Source organism: Ignavibacteriales bacterium (assembly GCA_026390815.1).
Lineage (GTDB): Bacteria > Bacteroidota > Ignavibacteria > Ignavibacteriales > SURF-24 > JAPLFH01.
On sequence record JAPLFH010000055.1, the window covers coordinates 33814 to 58398 of the forward strand.

General features: G+C 35.0%; 19 protein-coding genes. 4 read left to right on the forward strand and 15 right to left on the reverse strand.

What is annotated here, in order from left to right:
• Positions 1 to 23 precede the first annotated feature (23 nt).
• The 3 genes from NTX22_16790 to NTX22_16800 form a co-directional block, all read right to left on the reverse strand.
• Positions 24 to 2564, reverse strand: coding sequence for a sodium-translocating pyrophosphatase (locus NTX22_16790; GenBank protein ID MCX6152185.1), 2541 nt, complete (start codon positions 2562 to 2564; stop codon positions 24 to 26).
• 277 nt (positions 2565 to 2841) lie between these two features.
• Positions 2842 to 3735, reverse strand: coding sequence for a hypothetical protein (locus tag NTX22_16795; GenBank protein MCX6152186.1), 894 nt, complete (start codon positions 3733 to 3735; stop codon positions 2842 to 2844).
• 21 nt (positions 3736 to 3756) lie between these two features.
• Positions 3757 to 5100 (reverse strand): sodium:alanine symporter family protein, encoded by a 1344-nt coding sequence (locus NTX22_16800; protein MCX6152187.1) that lies wholly within the window; start codon positions 5098 to 5100, stop codon positions 3757 to 3759.
• A 357-nt stretch (positions 5101 to 5457) separates the two neighbouring features.
• On the opposite strand from NTX22_16800, the gene NTX22_16805 reads away from it, so the two are divergent.
• Positions 5458 to 7758: a putative Ig domain-containing protein gene (locus NTX22_16805; GenBank protein ID MCX6152188.1), complete on the forward strand. Its 2301-nt coding sequence runs from the start codon at positions 5458 to 5460 to the stop codon at positions 7756 to 7758.
• 40 nt (positions 7759 to 7798) lie between these two features.
• On the opposite strand, the gene NTX22_16810 is transcribed toward NTX22_16805, so the two are convergent.
• The 10 genes from NTX22_16810 to NTX22_16855 form a co-directional block, all read right to left on the reverse strand.
• On the reverse strand, positions 7799 to 8539 hold the full coding sequence (locus NTX22_16810) for a twitching motility protein PilT (GenBank protein MCX6152189.1): 741 nt from the start codon (positions 8537 to 8539) through the stop codon (positions 7799 to 7801).
• A 2-nt stretch (positions 8540 to 8541) separates the two neighbouring features.
• Positions 8542 to 11676, reverse strand: a complete 3135-nt coding sequence (locus tag NTX22_16815; GenBank protein ID MCX6152190.1) for a T9SS type A sorting domain-containing protein — start codon at positions 11674 to 11676, stop codon at positions 8542 to 8544.
• A gap of 102 nt (positions 11677 to 11778) precedes the next feature.
• Positions 11779 to 12186: a hypothetical protein gene (locus NTX22_16820; GenBank protein ID MCX6152191.1), complete on the reverse strand. Its 408-nt coding sequence runs from the start codon at positions 12184 to 12186 to the stop codon at positions 11779 to 11781.
• Between the two features lie 16 nt (positions 12187 to 12202).
• The gene (locus NTX22_16825; protein ID MCX6152192.1) at positions 12203 to 12493 is read right to left on the reverse strand and encodes a hypothetical protein; all 291 of its coding nucleotides are present in this window, start codon (positions 12491 to 12493) and stop codon (positions 12203 to 12205) included.
• Between the two features lie 95 nt (positions 12494 to 12588).
• Complete coding sequence (locus NTX22_16830) at positions 12589 to 12846, reverse strand: type II toxin-antitoxin system RelE/ParE family toxin (GenBank protein ID MCX6152193.1); 258 nt, start codon at positions 12844 to 12846, stop codon at positions 12589 to 12591.
• Positions 12843 to 13064, reverse strand: coding sequence for a hypothetical protein (locus NTX22_16835; GenBank protein MCX6152194.1), 222 nt, complete (start codon positions 13062 to 13064; stop codon positions 12843 to 12845). The genes NTX22_16830 and NTX22_16835 overlap by 4 nt, the downstream gene beginning before the upstream one ends.
• Before the next feature lie 56 nt (positions 13065 to 13120).
• Complete coding sequence (locus NTX22_16840) at positions 13121 to 15055, reverse strand: transglycosylase domain-containing protein (protein ID MCX6152195.1); 1935 nt, start codon at positions 15053 to 15055, stop codon at positions 13121 to 13123.
• A gap of 120 nt (positions 15056 to 15175) precedes the next feature.
• Positions 15176 to 15949 carry an AMP nucleosidase gene (locus tag NTX22_16845; protein MCX6152196.1) on the reverse strand — a complete coding sequence of 258 codons (774 nt, stop codon included), beginning with the start codon at positions 15947 to 15949 and terminating at the stop codon, positions 15176 to 15178.
• Between the two features lie 50 nt (positions 15950 to 15999).
• Complete coding sequence (locus NTX22_16850; GenBank protein MCX6152197.1) at positions 16000 to 16581, reverse strand: pseudouridine synthase; 582 nt, start codon at positions 16579 to 16581, stop codon at positions 16000 to 16002.
• Positions 16582 to 16588: 7 nt separating this feature from the next.
• Positions 16589 to 17251 (reverse strand): glycosyltransferase family 2 protein, encoded by a 663-nt coding sequence (locus NTX22_16855; protein MCX6152198.1) that lies wholly within the window; start codon positions 17249 to 17251, stop codon positions 16589 to 16591.
• Between the two features lie 153 nt (positions 17252 to 17404).
• Here NTX22_16855 and NTX22_16860 point away from each other — a divergent pair, with 153 nt between their 5' ends.
• The 3 genes from NTX22_16860 to NTX22_16870 all read left to right on the forward strand — a co-directional run bounded on the left by NTX22_16860 (position 17405) and on the right by NTX22_16870 (position 21795).
• A complete protein-coding gene (locus tag NTX22_16860) occupies positions 17405 to 17638 on the forward strand; it encodes a hypothetical protein (GenBank protein MCX6152199.1) in 234 nt (77 codons plus the stop codon).
• Positions 17639 to 17743: 105 nt separating this feature from the next.
• Entirely contained in the window at positions 17744 to 20683 is a 2940-nt protein-coding gene (locus tag NTX22_16865) for a DUF2723 domain-containing protein (GenBank protein MCX6152200.1), read from the forward strand.
• A gap of 50 nt (positions 20684 to 20733) precedes the next feature.
• Complete coding sequence (locus NTX22_16870) at positions 20734 to 21795, forward strand: glycosyltransferase family 9 protein (protein ID MCX6152201.1); 1062 nt, start codon at positions 20734 to 20736, stop codon at positions 21793 to 21795.
• Between the two features lie 13 nt (positions 21796 to 21808).
• On the opposite strand, the gene NTX22_16875 is transcribed toward NTX22_16870, so the two are convergent.
• Together NTX22_16875 and NTX22_16880 are read right to left on the reverse strand one after the other, a co-directional pair.
• A complete protein-coding gene (locus NTX22_16875; protein MCX6152202.1) occupies positions 21809 to 22345 on the reverse strand; it encodes an LOG family protein in 537 nt (178 codons plus the stop codon).
• A gap of 16 nt (positions 22346 to 22361) precedes the next feature.
• Positions 22362 to 24410, reverse strand: coding sequence for a TonB-dependent receptor plug domain-containing protein (locus NTX22_16880; GenBank protein MCX6152203.1), 2049 nt, complete (start codon positions 24408 to 24410; stop codon positions 22362 to 22364).
• Positions 24411 to 24585: the final 175 nt, after the last annotated feature.

The following is a 24585-nucleotide window of genomic DNA, read 5'->3' on the forward strand; positions in this document are numbered from 1 at the left end:
AATAATGTAACTTAATGTTAACTCTAAGCTTGTTCTTCAGGATAATCTGATTCTCTTTTACTTTGCCATACTGCCCAGCCAATTGCACCTGCACAAACTATAACTATTAGAATGCCGATTACAATTGAACCTGATTTTGGGGAGATTATATTAAAGTTTAATACCAAACCTAAAGTAAGCAAGCTAACCATATTCATAACTTTTATTAAAGGATTGATAGCTGGTCCAGCAGTGTCTTTCAAAGGATCACCTACTGTATCACCAGTAACTGCAGCTTTATGAGCTTCCGAACCTTTGCCGCCATAGATACCATCCTCAATCATTTTCTTTGCGTTATCCCAAGCCCCACCTGCGTTAGCCATAAATACTGCAAGTAATTGTCCAACCAGAATCATTCCTGCAAGGAATCCACCAAGTGCATATGGACCCAATAAAAAGCCAACAAAGAGAGGTGTTGCTATTGCAAGGAATCCGGGACCAATTAATTCTTTTTGAGCTGTCTGTGTACAAATATCAACAACTCTACCATAATCCGGTTTTTTTGTTCCAGCCCAGATTTCTTTATCGCGGAACTGAATTCGGCATTCGTGAACGATATAAAAAGCTGCTCTTCCAACCGCACGGATAAGCATACTGCTGAATAAAAATGGAACCGCGCCGCCAATTAAGAACCCGATAAATACAACCGGATTAGCAACGGTTATTTTTCCAGCTTCAATTAAATATTGAGTGACGTTCATATCTCTAATTTTATCTTCACTGCCAACTGCTATTACTGCAATAAAACTTGCAAAGAGAGATACAGCCGCAATTACAGCGGAACCGATAGCGATTCCTTTTGTTTCTGCTTTTGTTGTATTACCAACTGCATCAAGATCGGCAAGAATTTGACGAGCGCGTTTGTAACTGCCTGGTTGTTCTTTTTCCATTTCATCTTTATCGTAACCCATTTCACCAATTCCATTTGCATTATCAGCTACAGGTCCAAATACATCCATCGAAATTGTATTTCCAGTTAATGTAAGCATTCCAATTCCTGTCATTGCTACACCGTAAGCGATGTACAATGGTGGCGTGCCTGCATAAGTTAATACTGAAAGTAGAATTGCAACAGCTATTACTACAATTGAAACTACTGTGCTTTCATAACCAACAGCAAACCCTTGGATGATGTTAGTTGCGTGTCCTGTTGTACAAGCTTTTGCAAGGCTCTTTACAGGCGAATGACTTGTATGAGTATAATAACTTGTGACTTTGTTTAATCCAATTGCTAAGAAAACTCCAATTAAACAAGTCCAGGCTGGACGCAAATCAAGTCCAATAACTCCAAAGTTTGCAAGGAAAGGCAGGTTCTTTGGATCTACAGCCCAGAAACCTTGTTTTACCATATCTGCAATTTTGGTAGCATCAAAGTATCCTTCTGGAAAATGAAGATAGCCAAATCCAAGTAAGAAAAATCCTAACACGGAAATGACCGAACCAATCCAGAAACCACGGTGAACACTTTTAAGTGCTGTATCCGAAGTATCGTTTGGACCAGCTTTAACCGTGTATGTAGAAATGATAGAACCAAGAACACCAATACCGCGTACGAGCAGCGGAAAGATTACTCCTTTATGACCGAAAGTAGCCATACCAAGAATCATTGCTGCAACAATTGTAACTTCGTAGCTTTCAAAAATATCTGCAGCCATTCCTGCGCAATCGCCTACATTATCGCCAACGTTATCTGCAATAGTAGCAGCATTACGTGGATCATCTTCAGGAATATCTTTTTCGATTTTACCAACAAGGTCAGCACCAACATCAGCAGCTTTAGTATAAATGCCTCCACCAACTCTCATAAATAAAGCTAGAAGTGTTCCGCCAAATCCAAAGCCAAGAAGAGCTTCGTAAGCAACATCGCCAAAGATCATAAAGATCATTGTGCCACCCAACAAACCAAGACCATCGGTTAGCATACCTGTAATTGTTCCGGTTCTATAACCAAGCTGCATTGCTTCGCCATAGCTTCTTTTAGCTGCCGCTGCAACACGTAAATTACCTTGAGTAGCAAGGCTCATTCCATTATAACCTACAGCCCAACTGAAAAGTGCACCCACCAAAAATGCAGCGGCACGTCCCCAGCGGAATGCATTTTCTGCACCAGTGTAAGTTACAAAGAGCAAGATTGTGATTATAATGATTAGTGGACCAATCCGTTTAAATTGAGCAGAAAGATATGCATTTGCGCCTTCGCGAACTGCGGCAGCAATTGCCTGCATCTTTGGTGTGCCCTGATCAGCTTTTTTTACTTGTTTAACAAGCATTAAGGCATAAAACAATCCTGCAATTGCAATTACTAATACTGTCAGCAATGCAAATATTTCCAATGTAGTATATTTTGGATCGAAAAATAATGCGAATGGTGAGAATCCTTTTTCTGCTGTTCCTTTAGCAGATTCACCAGAAGCCTGACCTGGAAACCATAGATATATGGCTGCAAATAAAAACATCATAAAGAGTAAATAATTGCGCCGGACTGAGTTCGAGGTCAGAAATATTTGTTTGATTTTTTTTATCATACTATTCCTATTTGTTTATTATTGAAAAAGTAAAATCTATGTTTAATAAAAACTTGCTAAAGAAATAATGAACAACTACGAGTTTGTTTTCCGGAAAGATTTTATTGCTAATTGAAATTTGGATTTCCGATTCCCAAAGCTTTTTAAAAGAATATTTCACTTAAAACATTACAATAAATATACTTTTGAATTTTTTTTTCAAGTGTAAATGTATGATTTCAGCAGGTTTTTTCCAAAGAAAGACTCAAACAAGTTATACCTTATTACCCAATCATTTTTACTTCAAATCGCTAAAGCAGGAGGATTGTAAAAACTTCATCCAGTTTTTATTTTTGCTGATAACATCGTTATGACCGAGTTGTGAATAAAGGAAAATCAATTTGTTGTTTTTTAATTCATCCGCGGTTATTTCTACTTCATCTTTGGCAATAAAAGGAATTCCCCATCCTTTTAAATCTTCAATTAAATTTTCACTTTCCCATTTAGTACCGCCATCTTTTGTATAAATGTTTATCAATTTCCCATTGTATTTTGTTAACCAATAAACATACTTTTCAGTCTGTCCGTATAAGGCATCAAAAAGAAAAACCTCTTTTATCTTTTCCGTCAATCCGCCACGCAGCAGCATAAATGAAATAGCATGATAAGCGCCGCTATGACCGGCAAGAATTATATTACCAATTTCCTGCTCTTTTATTTTTTTCTGGATAACAAGATTTTCAACAATCTCTTTCATCAAATTAGCAAAACCATTTTCATCTTCTAATTTGCCACCAAAGGAATCTGGTGCATCTTTGGGACCTTCTGGAAAAACAAGAATTGCATTTTTATTGCTGGCACTAAATTGCTCAGTTATGTTGAACTGCTTGCAGGCTGAATCAATGTTATTATACCAACCGTGAAAATATATTATAAAGTCAGTCGGTCCTTTTGGTTGAAATCCTTTTGGAATAAATATTAAAACAGTACTATCAGAATAATGCTTATCGGCTGGATAGAGTTTATTATCATAAGTATGTCCCTCTGCCCGGTTTGGATGTGGAAATGGTGCTGATGATAAATGCAGCTTAATTACCTCTCCATATTTTGGATAATCCTGTGCAAAACAATTACTAACAATTGTTAAAAAGATAACTGCACTTGCAACAAATAATTTATTGGATGATATCATATTTATCTCACAAATATTTTTTTAATCGCTGGACATATCCAGGTTTTTATCCCACAAATATTTTTTTGTTTCTGCAACCAATACTCCGCTTAAAGCAATAAGAGAAATAAGATTTGGAATTGCCATTAAACCATTTGCAATATCAGCAAATGACCAAACAATTGGAAGTGATAAGACTGAACCAACCATTACCATAACAACCCAAAGCCATCTGTAAGGTTTGATTATTTTAACACCAAAAAGATATTCCGCCGCCTTTTCACCATAATAGGACCAGCCAAGTATGGTTGAAAAAACGAATGTTAGTAATCCTACCGTTAACACAATTGGTCCAATTACCGGCATATCGCTGAATGCTGCTCTTGTTAAGGAAGCTCCGACGAGTCCTTTTGTCCAATCGCCAGAGTTAACTAATACTAAACCGGTCATTGCACAAACAACTACTGTATCCCAAAATGTACCGGTTGATGAAACAAGTGCCTGGCGAATTGGATTTTTAGTTTGTGCAGCGGCTGCAACAATTGGAGCACTGCCTAAACCCGATTCGTTTGAAAACAATCCTCTTGAAACTCCATAACGTAATGCTTCCTTAAATGTTGCGCCAAGGAATCCGCCCAGGGCGGCTTGACCTGTAAATGCCGAACTAAAAATAAGTGATATAGTATTTGGAATAGCTGAGTAATTCATAAATAATAATATCAAACAGCCAAGAACATAAAAAATTGCCATAAAAGGAACGAGTTTTTCACAAACACTTGCGATAGATTTAATACCGCCAATAATTACTATGGCTGTTAGAATAGTCATTAGAATTCCAGTAATCCAAGGTGAAATATTGAAAGTTTCTTTTACCATCATGGAGATTGAGTTTGCCTGCACCATATTGCCAATTCCAAATGCTGTTACCGCAGTTAATGCTGCAAACACAACTCCCAGCCATTTAGCTTTAAGTCCGTGTTCAAGAACGTACATCGGTCCGCCAGCCATCATTCCATCTTTAGTTTTGATTCTATATTTAACGGATAAGAGAGCTTCTGAATATTTTGTTGCAATTCCAAAAACCCCTGTTAACCACATCCATAATACTGCTCCAGGACCACCGGCAGCAACTGCAGTTGCAACACCAACTATATTTCCGGTTCCTATGGTTGCTGCAAGTGCGGTAGTTAATGCACCAAACTGGCTTACATCTCCGGCTCCTTCACTGTTCCGTTCCAGAGAAATTTTTATTGCTGTTCCTATATACTTTTGGATGAAGCGAAGTTTTATTGTTAAGAAAATGTGGGTGCCAAATAGTAATATCAAAAGCGGGTAGCCCCAAACATAGTTACTTACCTGCGATAAGAAATTTTCAAGAACTTCCATGCTTACTCCGATAGATTATTGGAATGCAGTTAACGAACAATTATTGTGAGCAATAAAAACTTTCCGCAAACTAAAAAAAATGTTTGAATTATCATAGCTGTTTTTATTGATTTTTTACAGACGCAATATATAGAATGGAGAGTGCAGAATGTAGAACGTAGAATGAAGAATTAAAAACAACTTTTGACTATTTATGAATTATCTCTCTTTTTAACTTTTTGCATTTACCTTTTACCTTTTTGACTTTTTCTTCGCGATAAGTATAATTCATCAAACATTTTTGTTACTCTTTGCTATAAAAATATTTATTTTCATTACTGATAAATCTAAAGTCTTTAACAAATTAGTGAGACTAAAATGAACAAGATAGTTTATTCCCCATTATTAATGCTTTTCATGGTTTCGTTTTTATATCCACAGTATCCCGATTATTACATTAAAAAAAATACATGGTATGAAACATTATTTCAATCAAGAGAAAAACTGCTGCTTACACAATTGCAGATGAATAAAACTAATCCGGTGGAGCTTGGAGTATGGTATAGTGTAAGTCCATTTGCAACATCACCCAATACTTCTTTTTCAACATCATTTGAACCGGAAAAAGAAATTGATTTAAAGAGATCATACTTAGATGGTAAACTGAAATGGAGTATAAAGAATGATTGGAAGGATGGAAAGGTAAATTATTTTGAACAGGTGGATAATTGTGTAAACTATCTTTTCCGTTTAATTACTACTAACAGAGATACTACAATTAAAGTTTACCTTGGTAGCGACGATGGAATTATTGTTTGGCTAAATGATGGAAAAATTTTGGAACATAATGAAAACCGCGGTGCGGCTCCAAATCAGGAAGTGATCGATCTTAATTTAAAAAAAGGGGAGAATAAATTTTTAATGAAGGTTAGCAATAATGCTGGACCAACAGCCTTTTATTTCTCAACTATCGAAAAAGATCCAAAGGATATAATTTGGGAGTTAATACAAAAAGATTTTAATTCAGGTAATGTTGTTCAGGAAATCACGTGGGAAAAAAGGGATAAGATTTGGGATGAAGATTGGCTCATAGGTGATTACAAGGAATTTGCAATGCGTTACGCAAATTCAATTATGAATGATTATTCTTTGCAATATAGTAAGGCAGAAAAAATATTAAACAAAGTAAAAAGTTTGAATGATATGTGGAAAGTGAGAGATATTTATACGAAAATCCGTACAGAAGAATATGTTGTACTTACACCAACAGCTTCTTCCAAACCCAAAATAAATGGAGCGAAAATATTCGGTGTTCGCCCTGATTCACCATTTCAATTTACAATTGCAGCAACCGGAAATAGACCAATAGAATTTTTTGCTGATGGTTTACCTTCCGGTTTAAAGTTAGAAAAAAAAACCGGCATTATAATCGGTTTGCTTAAAGAGAAAGGAGAATATGATGTTACACTAAAAGCAAAGAACCAGCTTGGTGTAGATGAAAGGAAATTAAAAATTATTGTTGGAGAAAAAATTGCATTAACGCCGCCGCTTGGATGGAATAGCTGGAATTGCTTTGCGGATGCTGTCGATGAGCAAAAAGTAAAAGCTGCTGCAGATGCGATGGTTAAAAGTGGATTGGCAAATCATGGCTGGACTTATATAAATATTGATGACTTCTGGGAGAATAAACCAGGTTCAAGTAACCCCGAACTTATGGGACCGGAAAGATTAACCGATGGCAGGATCATCACAAACAAAAAATTTCCGAATATGAAAAATCTTGGGGATTATATTCACAGCAAAGGTTTAAAGATGGGAATTTATTCTTCTCCCGGTCCTTTAACCTGCGGTGGTTGTGTCGGAAGTTATCAGCACGAAGAGCAAGATGCTTTTAGCTATTCAGAGTGGGGCGTTGATTACCTGAAGTATGACTGGTGTTCTTACGATGATATTGCAAAAGATGAAAGTCTAACCGAGTTGAAGAAACCTTATGAAGTGATGCGCTCAGCGTTAAATAAAGTAAACCGGGATATTGTTTACAGTCTCTGTCAGTACGGAATGGGAAATGTGTGGGAATGGGGTAATTATGTTGGAGGCAACTGCTGGCGAACTACAGGCGATATAACAGATACATGGGAAAGTATGTCATCAATTGGATTTAATCAGGTTGGGCACGAAAAATATGCAAAGCCTGGCAATTGGAACGATCCGGATATGCTTGTGGTTGGAATGGTTGGCTGGGGACCAAATCTTCATCCAACCAGGTTAAGTCCAAACGAACAATACACGCACATCAGTTTGTGGTGCTTGCTATCTTCTCCGCTCCTGATAGGCTGCGATATGACTCAGCTTGATGATTTTACTCTCGGATTATTAACCAATGATGAAGTGCTTGATGTAAATCAGGATATACTTGGAAAGCAGGCAGCAAGAGTGTCTAAAGTTGGCGATTTAGAAGTGTGGGTAAAAGATTTGGAAGACGAATCGAAAGCTGTTGGATTATTTAATCGAGGAACAAAGAAAGCGGAAGTAACTGCAAACTTTTCTGAGTTTGGATTAAATGGCAAGTGTTTAGTAAGAGATTTATGGCGGCAGAAAGATGTTGGAGTATTTGATAGTGCATACAGAAGTTTCGTTCCGAGTCACGGAGTTACTTTAGTAAAGATAAAGAAGATTTGATTCTAGGAAATCCCGTCATTTATGCCGAGATTTTTTTTATTCAATTCCAGAATTTTTTGATAAGTGCTTTCATCTTTTTATAATGTGAACCTTTCCAAAAAATTCTTTTACATACCGGGCATTGGAAAAATTCATTTTGAATTTCTTTTACCATTGGCGGCAGTTCGTTTTCAATATCAGATTTATGTACTTCTGTAAGTAAATTGTTGCATTCCAGACAGCGGGTGAATTCCTTTATTTCATTTTTCAAATCGAACCGCAGGATAATTTCTTTTACTTGTTCTACTGGATTATCATTTCTAATCCAGTAACCGTGAGTAATTTCATTTCGCTTTAAAATATTTCTATCCTTAGTAAGAATTGTTCTTTTTTCTTCCAAAGAACTATTTACCAATTCTTCTTTAAGGAAATTATTCCGATAGCTCGCATCAATACCAAGCATTCTTAAGTGCCGGGCTAACTTTCCAAGATGAACATCCAGAATAAACTTTGGCTCTCTTAATGGTTTATTACGAAGGTGTTGAATGCCAGAAATATCAATAGATTCAAACACCGGGTAAACACTGATGTCATCTTTATCCTGAACTAAATATTCAAAATCAACCGAGCAGCTATTAACAAGAATAAGATCAATTTGCGTATGAGGAACACCAAGAGATTCAATCATATCTTTAATAGAAGTTTGGTCTATGAACTCGTGAGTGAATTTGATTTTTCTTTTTTCGGCTGGAAGGAAATCATTCAGTTCTTCATAAAATCTAAAATAGGCTTTGTGGATCATCTTTATTTTAATAAAATAAATTTCTTTACATCAACATAATTGCCCGCTTTCAATCTGTAGATATAAATACCGCTTGGTAATCCCGCTGTGTGGTAGCTGGCATCGAAAGTTACTTTATAACTTCCCGATGATTTCTTTTCATCAACTAGTGTTGCAATTTCTTTTCCTAAAATATCAAATACTTTTAAGGATACATTGGACATTTCATTTCTGGCGTTTAATGGAACAGAATATTCTATTATTGTTGTCGAGTTAAATGGGTTTGGATAGTTTTGTGAAAGAAAAAATTGCTTTGGAGAAGATGAAATAAATTCCTCATCAACTTTAGTTGTAAGATCAAAAAAGTCAATAATCTTTTTTGCAACTTCCGTTCTTTTGCTTTGCGGATAGACGGTTTCGAACGGGAATCCGAAACAGACAAGTTTGCCAGGTGTGCTTCCACCTGTAAAAACTCCTTCAAAATAAATTCCTGCATAGCCAGCAGAAGTATCAACTCCAACATATTTTAGCAAACCAATCCCATTATTTACCGGCTTAACTACGTCCGGATATTTTACGTTTATTGTGCCCTGTGTTCCATTATCAAAATAAAAAGAGCTAATTCCGCTAAAGATGGAATTGATCAAAGGCTCGGTTTGATAAATCGTTCCGGCGGCACCATTAGGCGCATCTGCCGCATATTTTATTTTAAGAAAATTGTTGATGAAACTTTTATCGCTGGTAGTTCCTTTGTAATCCAGATCCCAGGCAACTTCACTTCCGGTAACAAATAGTTTTCCACCGTTGGAAAGAAAACTTTTTACTTTGGTTTGTTCTGCTACGCTGAATGTTTCATCAACTGTGCTTTCTTCTCCAAGGATATAGTCTGCGGCTGAGTAATCATTCAAATTAAATAATCCATCGATAATTGCGTTGTTGGTAGCTGAACAAAACGATTTGAAATTATTTTGATGAAATGCCGTTGCATGTTGCCGGATAAAATTAAATGTGTTTCCTGTAGAAGCTCTGTCGAATCCGTTAACAATAATCAACTTTGCATTAACTTCAGTTGAAGGAACGCCGGCTAATACCTCAGATGGGGGAGAATCACCGGCAGAATTGCTTGCAACAATTTTGATGAAGAATAAAGAATCGGTTTGAAGATTGGTGACTATTAAATTATCCGGTTGAAGTGTAACAGTTTTACCAAAGGTTAATCCATCTTTACCGATTTTTACTTTGTAAGTTTTTACTGATGTATCCGGTTTTACAATAATTCTTAAAGCAGTGCTTCCTTCAGTTTTAATACCGAATGATTGCGGTGTATATGGTATATTCAATTCCCTAAAATAACTTGGTTGATACATTTGTCCGGACTCATTGCTAAGAATTTTATATTTAACGGAATCTCTTAAAACATCTGAAACTGTAGTGAGCAAACTATCTATTATAATTTCCTTACTCAGGAGCCGAATACCGTGGCTGTAATCCACATAACTATCAATGTGTCCATTATAAACCGGTTGGATTGGTGTACCATCCAATTTATGCCAGCCGTAAATTACAACGTGGTTTGGTTTAGCTGGATCAACAATCTTGTTACTGATTACAACATCTTTTTTAATTCCTCCCACCACAACTCCAAGTGGTTTACCGGAAGAAATTCTTTGTTGTTCAATTGCCTGGTTGTGTTCAATAAATTTTGTTACAAGTTCGTTTGCATTACCAACCGGCAAGTAAGAAACTGGTGTAAGTTTTAAATCAGCGTTCAAATAAATATCATCAACAAGTTTTGGAGTTGGCATTGTTGCACCAAAAAGAGTAGCGAGTTTCTGTGCAGTCTTTGGTCCCATAGGTACCCGGCAGAAATCATCGTTTGAACCGATTGCAAGATAATCCGGCATTACCTGGTAATAACATTTATGCAAAGCTCCGTTTACATCATTAAATGAAGAACGATTTGTTCTTAAAATCCTTAGAAAGTCCGGAATATTTCCTTTAGATATTTCATTAAAAATTTCAGTTTCTCTATCATCAAAAGACATATTATTTACAAACTGCATAAACTGCGTACCGGTTTTTGCTCCAGCGGGACGCGCAGGAATTGTTAATTGTTTAACCTGATAAAGATTTGATTGAACATATTGTGTGTAAGCCCGGCTGCCATAATAAACATAATCCACACCTTCCAATGATGTTCCGGAAACCATTCCCTGGATGAAACCATTTAGCTCAACCTGAACTGTGTGAAGAATTTTTCTTTCCGGATTATGTTTAAGAATAAATTTTATCCTTCCATCAAGGGCGGTATATTTTATAAAATCGGAATTCTCCTCGGATGTAAATTGAAAATAATTCTTAAAATAATTCTGCATCAATTTACTGCGATACCATGTTCCACCGGTAGGGCTAACCACCGGCAATCCATTGTACAAAGCTATGCTATCGTTGTATGCAAGCACACTTAGGAAATGTTTTGGAGAGGCGTTCAGCCAGGTAAGAAGTTTTTCTCCATAATTGTTATCATAATTGTAGTCGCTATCAAGGAAAGAAATTCTTTCAATATAATCCGGTATAGTTGAGCCGCCATTCATAAATCCAAAAGTAAAACTACCGCCACCGCTATGCCCGGTTAGTACAACAAATGGATTATTATCCGCAAAAATATTTTTAATGGAATCAACAATGTTTCTTATGAGTGCAGCATTATTAGAATGATTTGATCTCCACGTGGGCCAACTTAGCTGGGTTGTTTCCAGATAAACTGTTACCAGGTTGTAATCAAGATTATGTTCTCTAAGAAATCTTGTTTGTGCACCAATGTGCTGTATATCGTAATGCCAATCATCACCAGCTTTAAGTTTCTTGCCAAATGTCCAATCAGTGGAATTACCATTTGGTAATGCAAATAATGCTATACCAACTGGTTTGTTTATATCAAACTTTTCTGGTGAAGGAGCATTGATTTGAATTTTTACTTCAGGATCATATAAAAAATTTTTTACTTGTTCATCAAAAGGTGGAAGGACGGAAAAACCTGAAAGGTAAATTGAATTAATTTCTCTAATTGAATTTTCTTGTGAGAAAAATTTTGTAGCGGTGAGCAACATAAAAACTGAGAATACCAATTTAAAATTGATAAGTAATTTTATCTTCACGGTTCAATTCCTTAAAACAGTTATTATTTTTTCTTGCGGAATTTACAAATAAATAAGAAGGATTAAAACCAGTAGGAGTTTAATTTTTCTATATGTTATTTTTTATTTAGAGGAAGTTTTTTGAAGCAAGGATGATTTATAAACGATATAGGGAGACAGGAAGGTGAACAACAAAACAAGAAGCCACAATCTTCCTTCCAAAATATTATATTCCTGGAAAAGCTGTTCCAATGTTTTTCGCGCAAGATAATGACCAAAGCCAAATTCAAAAATCAAAGTCATAAAAAGCCATATGGTTCCAATAATTAATGCTTGCTTTGATGATTCAAGTTTCCATCTAATATTAAATAGCCGCGTTGCTTCAAATATCAGAATGATTAAAATTAACGAGGAAATTTGATGCGCCAGAAATTGACCAGTAAATCCTGCATAAAGAAATTGTCTTGCTGTACCGTTTAAAATTGCCAGTACCGGCAGAAATAACCAGAGCAGGGAATATTTTTTATACATTTTCAAAATTAATTTGTTATGAAAATAATCTGGCAAAACCATCGTACGGAATCAATGGAATTACTTCAAAAGAAATCAATCCTTCTTTTACCAAGGGAAAAGTTTTTAGAATTTCTTTTGCTTCATTAACATCATTGCACTCCATAATTAATACCGCTTTATGCTCATCTTCATTAAAGTACAACTCACGGATTACTCCATTCTGGTGGAGTTCCCACACTTTTATAGCTTCGTCTTTAAGAATTTTTTCAGTGAATTGTTCTGCAGTTATTTCGGAGTTTTCTTTTTCAATTGCTAAAATTTTCATAAATTTTTTTGGATATAGGATAATATATTGAAATTGATTTTAGCTGGTTATAAATTCAATTTATTATAAAATTATTATAGTAAATTTTCTGTTTTTTAGTTGTATGCACTTTTTCTATGTAAGATTGCAAGAATAGTTATTATATTATTTTCAACATCAAAGATAATTCTATAATCACCGACTCTTAGACGATAAAGACCTTTAAATTCTCCTTTTAGCATTTTAATATTGTTAAGTTCTAAACCTTTTATTGAAAGTTTATCGATTTTGTTTTTGATTGTGCTATGGAAAGGATCATTGATTTGGTTGTAATCTTTTAATGCAGTTGGAGATATTTTAACAATGTATTTCATTTTACAAGATTCCAGTCAAGCATCTTTCCTTCTTTCTTTTCTTGTAATCCTCTTTTTACTTTCTTATAATCTTCTTCAGTTGATAAAATTTCTAAAGTTGGGTCTAATTTTTCTCTGTGCTTTAAATATTTTATAAAATTAAAGACTTCTCTAAGCTTACTTTGATCTAAAAGCGAAGCCTCTTTCTTTAGCTGTTCAAGAATTTGTATTCGGTCCATAATTAATCCTTATAAATTCCTTAATCAATATGCAAAATAAACTTATAAAATTCTATTTAGTTACCTTGTAAGTGAATATGACATGAACCTTTTAACTTTAAAAAATCAACAGGGAAATATTTTTTATTCGGGCAATTTATTGTTGCCGGCTCGCCGGAATCAATACAAAGTTCTATATCTTGTATTGATGTTGGTCTTGTAAATTCTGTACCATAAAAACCTGTGACTTTTCTTGAAATATCAGACATCATTCTTCCCCAGATTGGTGCAGCCGCAGAGCCACCATACTGAAATCCACCATTTAATTTCCTTTTTGCATTGTCATAGCCTGTCCAGATGGCAGTGCTTAATTGAGAATTATAACCTACAAACCAGGCATCCGTGTAATCTTGAGTTGTACCGGTCTTGCCTGCGGCAGTTCCCTTGTAATATCTTCTAACTGAAGCCGCTGTGCCGCTATCAACCACTGCCTGCATTGCTGTTGTTAGTAAATAACAAGTGGCTGAATCCAGAACAGTTACCGTATCAACATTAGCGCTGTAAAGCAGTCTTCCATTTTTATCTTCAATTTTTAATATTGAAAAAGGTTTGGCGTACTTTCCTTCCGAAGCGAATACGGCAAAGGATGCTGCCATCTCTAACGGTGTAACTTCTCCGGTTCCTAAGGCGATTGATGGATATGGTGGAATATAAGATTCGATCCCAACTTTTTTTGCAAACGCAACCACCGAATCTGGTTTTGTAAGTTCAACAATTGCATGCGCTGCTGCTGCATTAACAGAATATTGAATAGCGCTTATCATTGGAATTGTATCATTTGTAAAAACTTCGGACGAATTTTGTGGTGTCCAAACCTGGTTGGTAATAGTGTCCACAACTGAAATGGGAGTATCGTAAGTTGGTGTTGCAAGTGTAAATCCTTTTTCCAGTAAACTTCCGTAAAGAAATGGTTTGAATGATGAACCGGGCTGGCGGTGAATTTGAATTGCACGATTCAAACCTCTTGCTTCGGAACCTGGATTTCCTCCAACCAATACCCGGATCATTCCTGTTCCTGGTTCAACGGAAACTAATCCAACCTGTGCTTCTTTCATAGAACCTGGAAAACTATTCCATTGAATTTTCACTGCATCCTCAGCAGCTTTTTGCATATCGTAATTTAGAGTTGTTGTAATCTTAATTTGATCTCTGTTCAGATAAATTCCTCTTTGGTTTAGGATTGCTGTTGCTTCACGTCGGACTTGTTCTAAAAAATGCCTGCCAAGATTTTCGTGCAGTTTTATTGATAGTGGCTGCTTTTTATATTTATTAAAATCACCATTGGAAAGTTTTCCAACTTCCACAAGATTGTATAAAACTTCATTCCTACGTGCCAATGTTTTTTCTGGATTCCTCGCCGGATCGTAAGCGCCGGGTGATTGAAGCAAACCAACTATTGTTGCTGCTTCTGTAATAGAAAGTTTATCTGGTGTCTTTCCAAAATATTCCTGGGCTGCTGCCCAAATGCCCCAAGAACTGTGTCCAAAGTAAACGGTGTTTAAATACAGTAATAGAATTTCATCTTTCGAAAATTTCCGTTCTAATGCTTTTGCTAATTCAATTTCACGCAGTTTCCTGGAGATTGATTTTTCAAAACTTAAGAAAAGATTCCGTGCTAACTGCATTGTAAGTGTGCTTCCACCCTGGGTGGAACCGGTAAGAGTTTTTAGAACAGCTCTTCCCAATCCTTTGTAAGAAACTCCATCGTGATTGTAAAAATCTCTATCCTCGGTTGCAATCAAACTATAAATAATCCATTTGGAAATGTATCCGGTGCTTTTAATATCAACTCTGTTCTTCTCTCCAAAATAACCAAGCAATTTTCCATTTTGAGTAACAGCATAAGAAGCATAACTAATTTTAATCGGGGGAAGATCCTGCGGAAAAACTATCGTCTGTAAGTAAATAATAAAAAAAGTTAATAAAGAAAATCTTGTTTGCAGTAATTTCATTTTGATATTTAATTGAGCCCAAAATTATTTGTGTTAAACCTTGTTTGATGATGAATTGTTTCAGAGCTACTTTTCATTTCTTGAAGTAACAATGTTACTCATATAAAAAAGCAACGGGAATTAATACCGGAAGTGTTTAATTTGTTCTCCTTTAACTCCAATTTCTGTCATTGCTTCAATTCCAATTTGAAGATGAAGATCCACATATTTTTCTGTTACATGCCGGTCAGATTCTTCAGTCTTTACACCTTCTGGAATCATCGGCATATCAGAAACAAGCAGCAAGGCACCGCGTGCAATTTCGTTTACATGTCCAACAATAAACAAAGTTGCTGTTTCCATGTCAATTCCAATAACCGAAAGTTTTTGAAGGTAATTTTTAAAATCTTCATCCCATTCCCATACACGGCGGTTTGTTGTATATATAACCCCGGTTCTGTAATCAAGATTATGAGAAATAATTTTATCTGAAACAAACTTGTGAAGTTTAAAGGAGGGAAGTGCGGGTACTTCTTTAGGAACATAGTCGTTACTTGTACCTTCTCCACGGATAGCCGCAATTGGAAGAATAAAGTGACCGATTTCCGTACTGGTTTTTAAACCTCCGCATTTACCAAGAAACAAAACTCCTTTTGGTTCGCGTGCAACTAATAAATCCATAACCGTGGCGGCATTTGCAGAACCAATTCCAAAATTTATAATTGTTAATCCAGCCGAGTTTGTAACAGTTTGCATTGGTCGCCCAACACCATTAATATCGCAGCTAAACTGATCTGCAAACTTTGTTAGGTAGTTATGGAAGTTTGTAAGAAGCATGTAATCTCCGAAATCATCTATTTGTGTTCCGGTGTAACGCGGCAGCCAGTTTTTAGCAATATCAAGTTTTGTTTTCATTATTCTTCTAACCAATTTCTAAATTAAAGTTGAAAAAATCACATGCTAATTTAAAGAATTTTATCCATTGATCTAAGTTCGATAACTTCTCCCGGTTTCATTTTTTCAAGTTTCAGTTTTCCAATTCTAATTCTTATTAAACGCAATGTTGGAAAGCCAATATGTGCGGTCATCTTTCTTACCTGGCGATTTCTACCTTCAATTAAAGTTATGCTTAACCACGAAGTTGGAATATTTTTGCGATAACGAATCGGTGGAATTCTTTCCGGTACATCAGGTGCAAATTCAAGTAGCTTTGCTTTTGCCAGAAGAGTTTTCTTTCCTTCAATAACTACACCTTCCTCTAATTTCTTCAAATCATATGTTGAAGGAACTCCTTCCACCTGAACTGAATATTCTCTTTCATGTGCATTTTTTGGGTTTAGCAATTGATTCACCAATGTAGTGTCATTGGTTAATAACAATAAGCCTTCGCTGTCCATATCAAGCCTGCCAACAGGGTACACATCTTTTGGAAAAGAATAAAGATCGCCAAGCGTTGGTCTTGCTCCCTTATCGGAAAATTGTGTTAACATTCCGTAAGGTTTGTAAACGATAAAGTATTTGATTTTTTTTTTATTGAAGGAATACATTTTTCAATCAATCTTTGATACCATTAATCTTTTGTTGCTGGTTTGTAATACTATCCAATACATCGCGATGATATATGTAGGTGGGGAATTCAACTTTATTAATACTGAATATTTTTTCAGCTCTTTCTAAAAAGTCGGAATCTTCACTGTAAGTTATATTTTTAAACCCATCAAGCTCTATAAATATTTTTCTTTTGGCAAAGAATGTTCCGCCTATAGTGCATTGGTTTAAATGAATTGTTTTATCAGGATTATATTTATCAACTACGTACGGATTACCAATTACCTGTACTCCACCATGGATCATATCTATTAGAGGATGCTCTTCCATATAATCAAATCTTATTTTTAAATGATCAACTGAATATTCATCATCGCTATCCAGAAAAGTTATGTATTTGCCCACGGCGGCTTGAATTCCAGCATTTCTACTTAATGCTAATTTTCTGTTTTTATGTTTGATGTATCGGATATTTTCGTTCAGATTTAGATATTCATTTAAAATTTGAAATGTATTATCATTACTCCCGTCATCAACAAGCAGCAATTCCCATTCAATAAAATTCTGCGCAAGTAAGGAATTAATACTTCTTTTAAAATATTTTGCCCGGTTAAAGGTAGCCATAATAACAGAAATTTGCGGTTCAAAATCTTGATATACACGGATCATGTTTTTATGATTTTTATCATTTTTAAGGGTTTTAACTTATAAATTCAAATTTTAATAAAAGCCGTTTTTTATGTCTTATAGTTTACTTATTTTAAAGCCATAATTTCCAGCTATTTTTTTTATAAAATACTAAATCTGCTGGGAGGTAAAATTATGTCATATAGAGATCAAAGTAAATATTTCGAATGTTTAAAAAGATTTGAAAGAAAATTTGATTGGAGAGAATTAGAAGATTACAAAATTCTTTTAGAAAGACATAAAGATGAAGAGGATTTTGACAAAGAATCGCTTGAATGGTTAAAAGAGCTTTACGTAAAATACTTTGTAAATAGAGAGAAAAAGAATTTTGATGACATTTTCAAGAAACCAACCAAAGATGGTAAATAGTTGACCAGATACTTAGAATGTTTTCTTTTCTAATCAAAATGATTTTTGTTGGAACAACCAACCGCCAATTTTCGTATAAACTTGTAATATTTTCCAGAGGATTTGATGAATTATAAACTTACTCATAAAGTTACTGCCGCATTGGTTTTTTTAATCACATTTATTCAATTCCTAATGACTGTTCAACCTACAGTTTCCTTTTGGGATTGCGGTGAGTTTATTGCTTCGGGTTATTCACTCCAAGTTCCTCATCCTCCTGGTGCACCGCTATTTTTATTGCTGGGAAGAGTTTTTTCTATGATTCCTTTTGGTGCAAATACTGCATTTAGAGTTAATATGATTTCTGTTTTTGCAAGTGCTTTCTCTGCACTATTCCTTTATTTGATTGCAGTTAAAATAATTGAGAATTATAAAGGAAAAGGACATAAGAATTTTTTAGATGGAATTTCCACATATATTGCTGCTGCAATTGGAGCCCTCTCTTTGTCATTTAGTGATACTTTCTGGTTCAATGGTGTAGAAGCCGAAGTTTATGCCGCAAGCACCTGCTTGTTTGCTTTTATTGTTTGGCTGATGATGTTATGGAATGAAAAAGCCGATGAAAAGGATAATGAAAAATATTTAATTATGATTGCGTACTTAGTTGGGCTTTCAACCGGAGTTCATCTGATGAGTGTTCTTGCAATTGTTCCGGTAGTTATGGTAATTGTTTTTAGAAAATATGTACAGGATGATGAAGCTTGTAAAAAAACAGGATATATATTTCTTGGGCATACAGCAGTTATTCTTTTAATTGCAATAGTTTTATGGGCTGGACAAAAAACTACAATTGCCCCAAGCCCGGAAGAGTATCAAGCATTTGATACAAGATTTAAATGGATTATGGTTGGAATAAGCGGTGTGGTTTTAGCAGTGTTCCGTAAAAAATTATTTAACAGGAATTCCTTTTACATACCGTTACTGGTTGGTGGTGCTGCACTTACTATCACTTATCCCGGTGTTGTAAAAGTGTTTACAGAGGGAGTTAAATATATTGGTGGAGACAGAATTGCTATCGATATGCTTGTAATAGTTGCAATATTTGCTATACTTGGTTTTGCAATCTACTGGTCGGTTAAAAACAATAAAGCAACTTTAAATCTGGCTTTCATTTCTCTTCTTTTTGTTATACTCGGTTTTACAACTTATTCAATGGTAATCGTTCGTGCTAATAAACAGCCACCAATGAATGAGAATGAACCGGATAATTTTACTGAATTAGTGTCTTACCTAAACCGTGAACAATATGGAGATTTTCCGACGTGGAAAAGAAGATTTACTGCTGAACCTCATCAGCAAATGGTTTATACAAATTATAAAAGTGATCTGGACTTCCTATTAAAGTACCAAATGGATCATATGTTTAACCGGTACTTGTTCTGGAATTATATTGGCAGAATTGGCTGGACACAGGATGATGGTGCGACCTGGAAACAATTATTTGGTATTCCTTTCCTGATTGGATTATTTGGAATTTATTTTCATTTCAAAAAAGATTGGAAAATGGCTTCTGTGTTTATGGTTATGTTTATTTTTATGGGATACCTTACAGCATTCTATCAAAACCAACAGGAGCCGCAGCCAAGAGAAAGAGATTATTTTTACGTCGGGGCATTTTTTGTTTTTTCAATCTGGATTGCCCTTGGTGTAAAAGGTTTGGTTGAACTTGCATCGGAACACATTAAGAAAGAATCACTTGCTAAAACAGCTTCTTATGCTGTTCTTGGTGCAGCATTTATTTTGGTGCCGGTAAATATGGCTAAAACAAATTGGTTTACACACGATAGATCCAACAATTATGTCCCTTGGGATTATTCGTATAATCTTTTGCAAAGCTGCGCTCCAAATGCAGTTCTTTTTACTAACGGAGATAATGACACATTCCCACTTTGGTATTTACAGGATGTAGAAGGTGTAAGAAGAGATGTCCGAATTGCAAACCTAAGTTTGTTAAATACTCCCTGGTACATTAAGCAGTTAAAAAATACAGAACCTTACAATGCGTTAAAAGTTGCAAGCAATTATACGGATGCAATGATAGAAAAACTTGAACCCATCAGATGGGAACCTCAAAATATAAGTGTTCCTGTTCCACCAGAAGTTTTGAAAAATTATACTGTAAAAGATTCTTCAATTGAACAACCAGTCCCAAGAACATTTGTAGAAAGATATGGTATGATGGATTCAACAATAATGCGGACTGGTAATCTAACTTGGAAGATGGATAATACAATTGCTTACGGTGAAGTAAAAGCAGTTAGGGTTCAGGACTTGATGGTTAAGGATATTATTGAAGCGAATAAATGGCAGAGACCAATTTATTTTGCAGTAACATGTGCTGAGGATTCAAAAATCGGGTTGGCGGATTATTTAATAATGGAAGGATTAGCTTATAAACTAATTCCTGTTAAACGTAAACCAAACCAGGAATTTATAAATGAAAATGTTATGCGCAGACAACTGTTTGATGAAAATCCTGGTTTCAGTAAAAATTATAAGATTGGTTTCAAATTCCGTGGATTGAACGACAAAAGAATTTTCTTTGATGAAAACCACGAAAGATTAACACAAAATTATAGAAGCTCATTCCTCCGACTTGCTGTTTATTACCTATATAATGAAAAGAACAAGGAGATGTGTATTAAGGCTTTGGATGAAATGGAAAAGAAAATTCCGGCGGATGTGGTTAACATGCCGTATGGACTTCAATTTGAAATGAGCAATATTTATTATGCTGCCGGTGCCAATGATAGATATTTAAAACTGGCGCGTAAAATTGAAAAGACAGCACTTAAACAATTGGAAACCAATCCAAATGATGTAAGCGGTTACTACAATCCATACAGAGTTTTAAGTGAAATTTATGATAACCTGAAGGAATATAAGAAAGCGGTTGATTTGTTCAGCCAACTTCAAAAATTATATCCTGATGATCCAGGAGTTAAAAGTGAACTTCAGAAAAACCAGATGCTGTTAACCAAACAGGACAGCATTTCTAAAAAATAATTAATTTTTTAGCAGAGACGCATTACAGTGCGTCCTTGCATTTGCAAACCATGAAGATTTTAATCATAGCTCTCTCCGGTATTGGTGATGCTTTAATGTTTACACCTGCCCTTAAGCTGCTAAAAATAAATTATCCTGATGCTAAAATAGATGCCTTAGCAATGTTTACCGGTGTTAAGGACATACTTTCCAGGAATGAATATATTAATGAAGTATTATTTTACAACTTCCTTAAACAAGGTACAGTTAAATCCTTTTTGTATTTGCTTAAGCTTAGAAATAAATATGATGTATCAATTAATGTTTATCCATCGAATAGAAAAGAATATAATATTTTTAGTTTTCTAATTGGGGCTAAGAAAAGAGCCGCAGTAAATTACTTACGGAAAGATTTTAGTAACCTGGGTTTTCTTAATAATGTTACTATCGCAGAGAATGATAATCTTCATAACGTTGAAGAAAATATTAAATTAGTAGAAAAGATTTCGCAAAAAGAATTTAATCTAAAACCAAGTCTGGAATTACCGCTTTCTAACGAAGAAGAAATTTATGCTGAGAAATTTTTCCAGAAGGAAAATATTTCAGCAGATCAATTTGTTATTGGGTTTCATCCTGGCTGCGCAACATTGAAGAATCATATTAAACGGAGATGGGAACCGGAAAAGTTTTCTGAACTTGGGAAAAAACTCATTAAAAATTTTGATGCAAAGATTTTAATATTTGGCGGACCGGAAGAAATAGAACTAAAAAATGAAGTGCTACGTGGAATAAATTCCACTAATGCATTTCAAGTGGAAACAAAGAACCTTGCTCACTCCGCAGCCATAATGAAACGATGCAACCTCTTTATTACAAATGATTCGAGTCTTATGCACGTTGCCGCAGCTCTCCGGTTAAATGTTATTGCCATTATTGGACCAACAAACACAAACTATATTCGTCCCTGGCAAACAAAACATAAAATTATTTCGCTTAACCTGGAATGCGCACCTTGTTTTTATTATTCACCCAAACCGCTTACTTGCACCAGAAAGGATGTGCAGTTTAAATGTATTAAAGAATTGAGTGTTGATATGGTTTATAGCACCGCAGAAAAATTTATTTCAGAATAACAGTTTCTAAATTCTAATTTCTTTCTTCTAATTTTTTAATAACATATTCCGTGCAATCTTCAATCGATTCAAAATATTTTACCAAACCTGTTTTTCTTTTTTCATTGATAAGCTGATCTTCCATTGCGTCAATGATTGGTTTCCAGATTTTGCCGTGGCAGGCGAATGGTTTTACTTCTAAAAGATTTTTATTCATTAATTCCCACGCAGCAGAAAGCTCTACAAGAGTTCCGGTACCACCTTGCAAAGCAATGTAAGCATCACCTGTTTCTATAAGCTTATTGATTCTTTCGAAATAAGTTGAACATACAATATGTTCAGTAAGATATTTATTGTGCTGATTAAACACGCCTTCCAGTGTAATACCAATTGCTTTACCACCAAACTCCACTGCACCTTTGGATACGGCTTCCATTGTTCCATGGTTTCCACCGGTACAAACATCAAAATTATTTTTGGCAAGAATTGTCCCAAGCTTATATGCAATCTCAAATTGTTCTTCACCTTCTAAAGGAATAGAGCTTCCGAAAACCGTTACAATTTTTCTCATGCATTTGCTTTCATTATCAATTTAAAAATTCCCACGCAACACCAAGCCGCATTCCTCTGCCTTGCTTTGTATAGAAAGGAACGATGTAATATACTTTATCCAACAAATTTTCAACTGTAAAGTAAATTGTTGCCCGGTTTTGAATTGTTCCGACTAAAACAAAGTCGAAGACAAGTGACGGTTTAAGTTTGCTAATAATATTTTGAGAAGTAGAACCATTTAAATATGGATACCTATTTAAAACGTTACTCCTTTCAAAATCATACGAATAAAGGTCCTGGGTACCAACAACATTTGCAGATATTCCTACTTTTAGGTTCAGGTTTGAATCGAAAAGAATATCTTTATAGAAAATTCCTCCCCTAAAAGTAAATTCCGGCAGTAAGTAATTTCTTGCATTACTATTTGCAATGTTATTTTCGATTTTATTATAATAAGCAGCAGCGTTGTTTTCGATAAAGATTTGCCAAATATTTAATCCAAGATTTAAACCGATCCCAAATGTTTCCATATTTATTGAAGGAATGTCTTTTACTATTCTTTTATAAAAAAGATTTGTGGAAACCAACATGTTTTCATGTTTGAACTTTAATCCTGCCTCAATATTTGTAATTTTTGAATAACGCTCGCCACAGTCACAAACAGGCTCGTTCAAATTCATCGGTTTTTGAAAATAGGAAGCTCCACCATATAAAGAGGCTGAGTTGGAATAATTGATTGTAGCGTCTCCACCAAAACCGTAAAGGGACTGATTGTTATAATAAAGAAACCTCCCAAATACAGATGGAATAATTTTACTATCGGCATTCCTAAAACTTACTTTTCCCGCCAGGGAAACGGAGTTATCTTGGATTTTATTAAACCTTAAATCAGTATTTACAAATATCTTTTCGTAGTTAGCAATTAAATCTGCAGAAAGAAATTCATTATTATAAGTTTCTCTAAATGTACTTCCAAGCACTTTGGTAATGTGGTTGCGGGAAATTAACGCTTCATTTTTAACGATTCCTTTTTCATTTTGTCGGTACTCTAAAAGGTTAAATCTATAATAAGCGCTCAGCTCTCCAGAAAAATTTGAAGAAAGATTGTTCAATAGTTTTAAATAAATATTATGATCTGTACTTTTCTGATAACGAGTTAGACTTATTACCGGATCCTGATATTCAGAGGTAATCTCTGAGGTTGTCCGTTGAAGAGAATCCAAATCAATACCGCCGAACAGTTGTACTTCTGATTTTGAATAAAAATAATTTCCTATAAGATTAAAATTTTCTGAGATGAGGTAATTCAGTTTTGCTGTAGCTTTCCAGGCGCCATAACTGCTGTTCTGAAATCGGTTTCCAATTGTGTTGTTTGTAGCTTCAAAAAAACCAATTAACCTTCTTGATATGTTAGTACGGAGAATTGCATCCACCATAGCCTCTTCATACGAAGCTTGATAATACCTGAGCCGGCTGTAAGGTGCTTTCTTTCCTTCAATACTAAAATCATTTCTCGAAATAAAATTGATCGAAACCGGATTCATCAAATTACCATAAAGAAACCCTCTAACCGAAGGAATGATTTCTATTGAATCAATTGATTCTGATTGTACATTGTTCAAATCTAGCGTGTTTGTAAATCTGTTATTCAACAACATTCCATCCTGAAGGTAACTAACACTGTTATACCCGGAGCCATAAATTAATATTTCATTTGGTTGTCCGAGAGAACCGAAGTCCCGAATAAATCCCAGTGGAAACTGATTAATAAAATCACCAGTGTACCGGTAATCATTGGTTAAAAGCTGATTCCGGTTCAGAATGGTTCCAAAATCGTTTGATAAAAGAAAGCCTTTTTGATGAATTGGATTTATAGCCGCGGGCTTTCTTGCTTTTAGTGAATCATTGGAAATAGTAAGTGAGTCTTTTTTTGTGGTAGTATCAGGAATAACAATTATTTTTTTTATTGATAACGAATCGTTAGTAATCTTTTTCTCTTTAGAAAGTTGAAGAGTATCTCGCTGGGCAACAAGATAACCTACATTGCTTAAAAAAAGTAAAATGATGAATAAGATTTTGTTCATAAAAGAGTATTTTGAAATTCAACGATAAAGATAATAATAAAATGAAAAGCGGCAAAGGATAAGTTAAGTAAAAATTGGTGAACCGGCTAAGGATACCGGTTTGGAAGGAAAGTCTACCTGATTATAAGCCGATAAACATTGAATTAAATAAGTCTCAAAATAAAAAAATGATTTG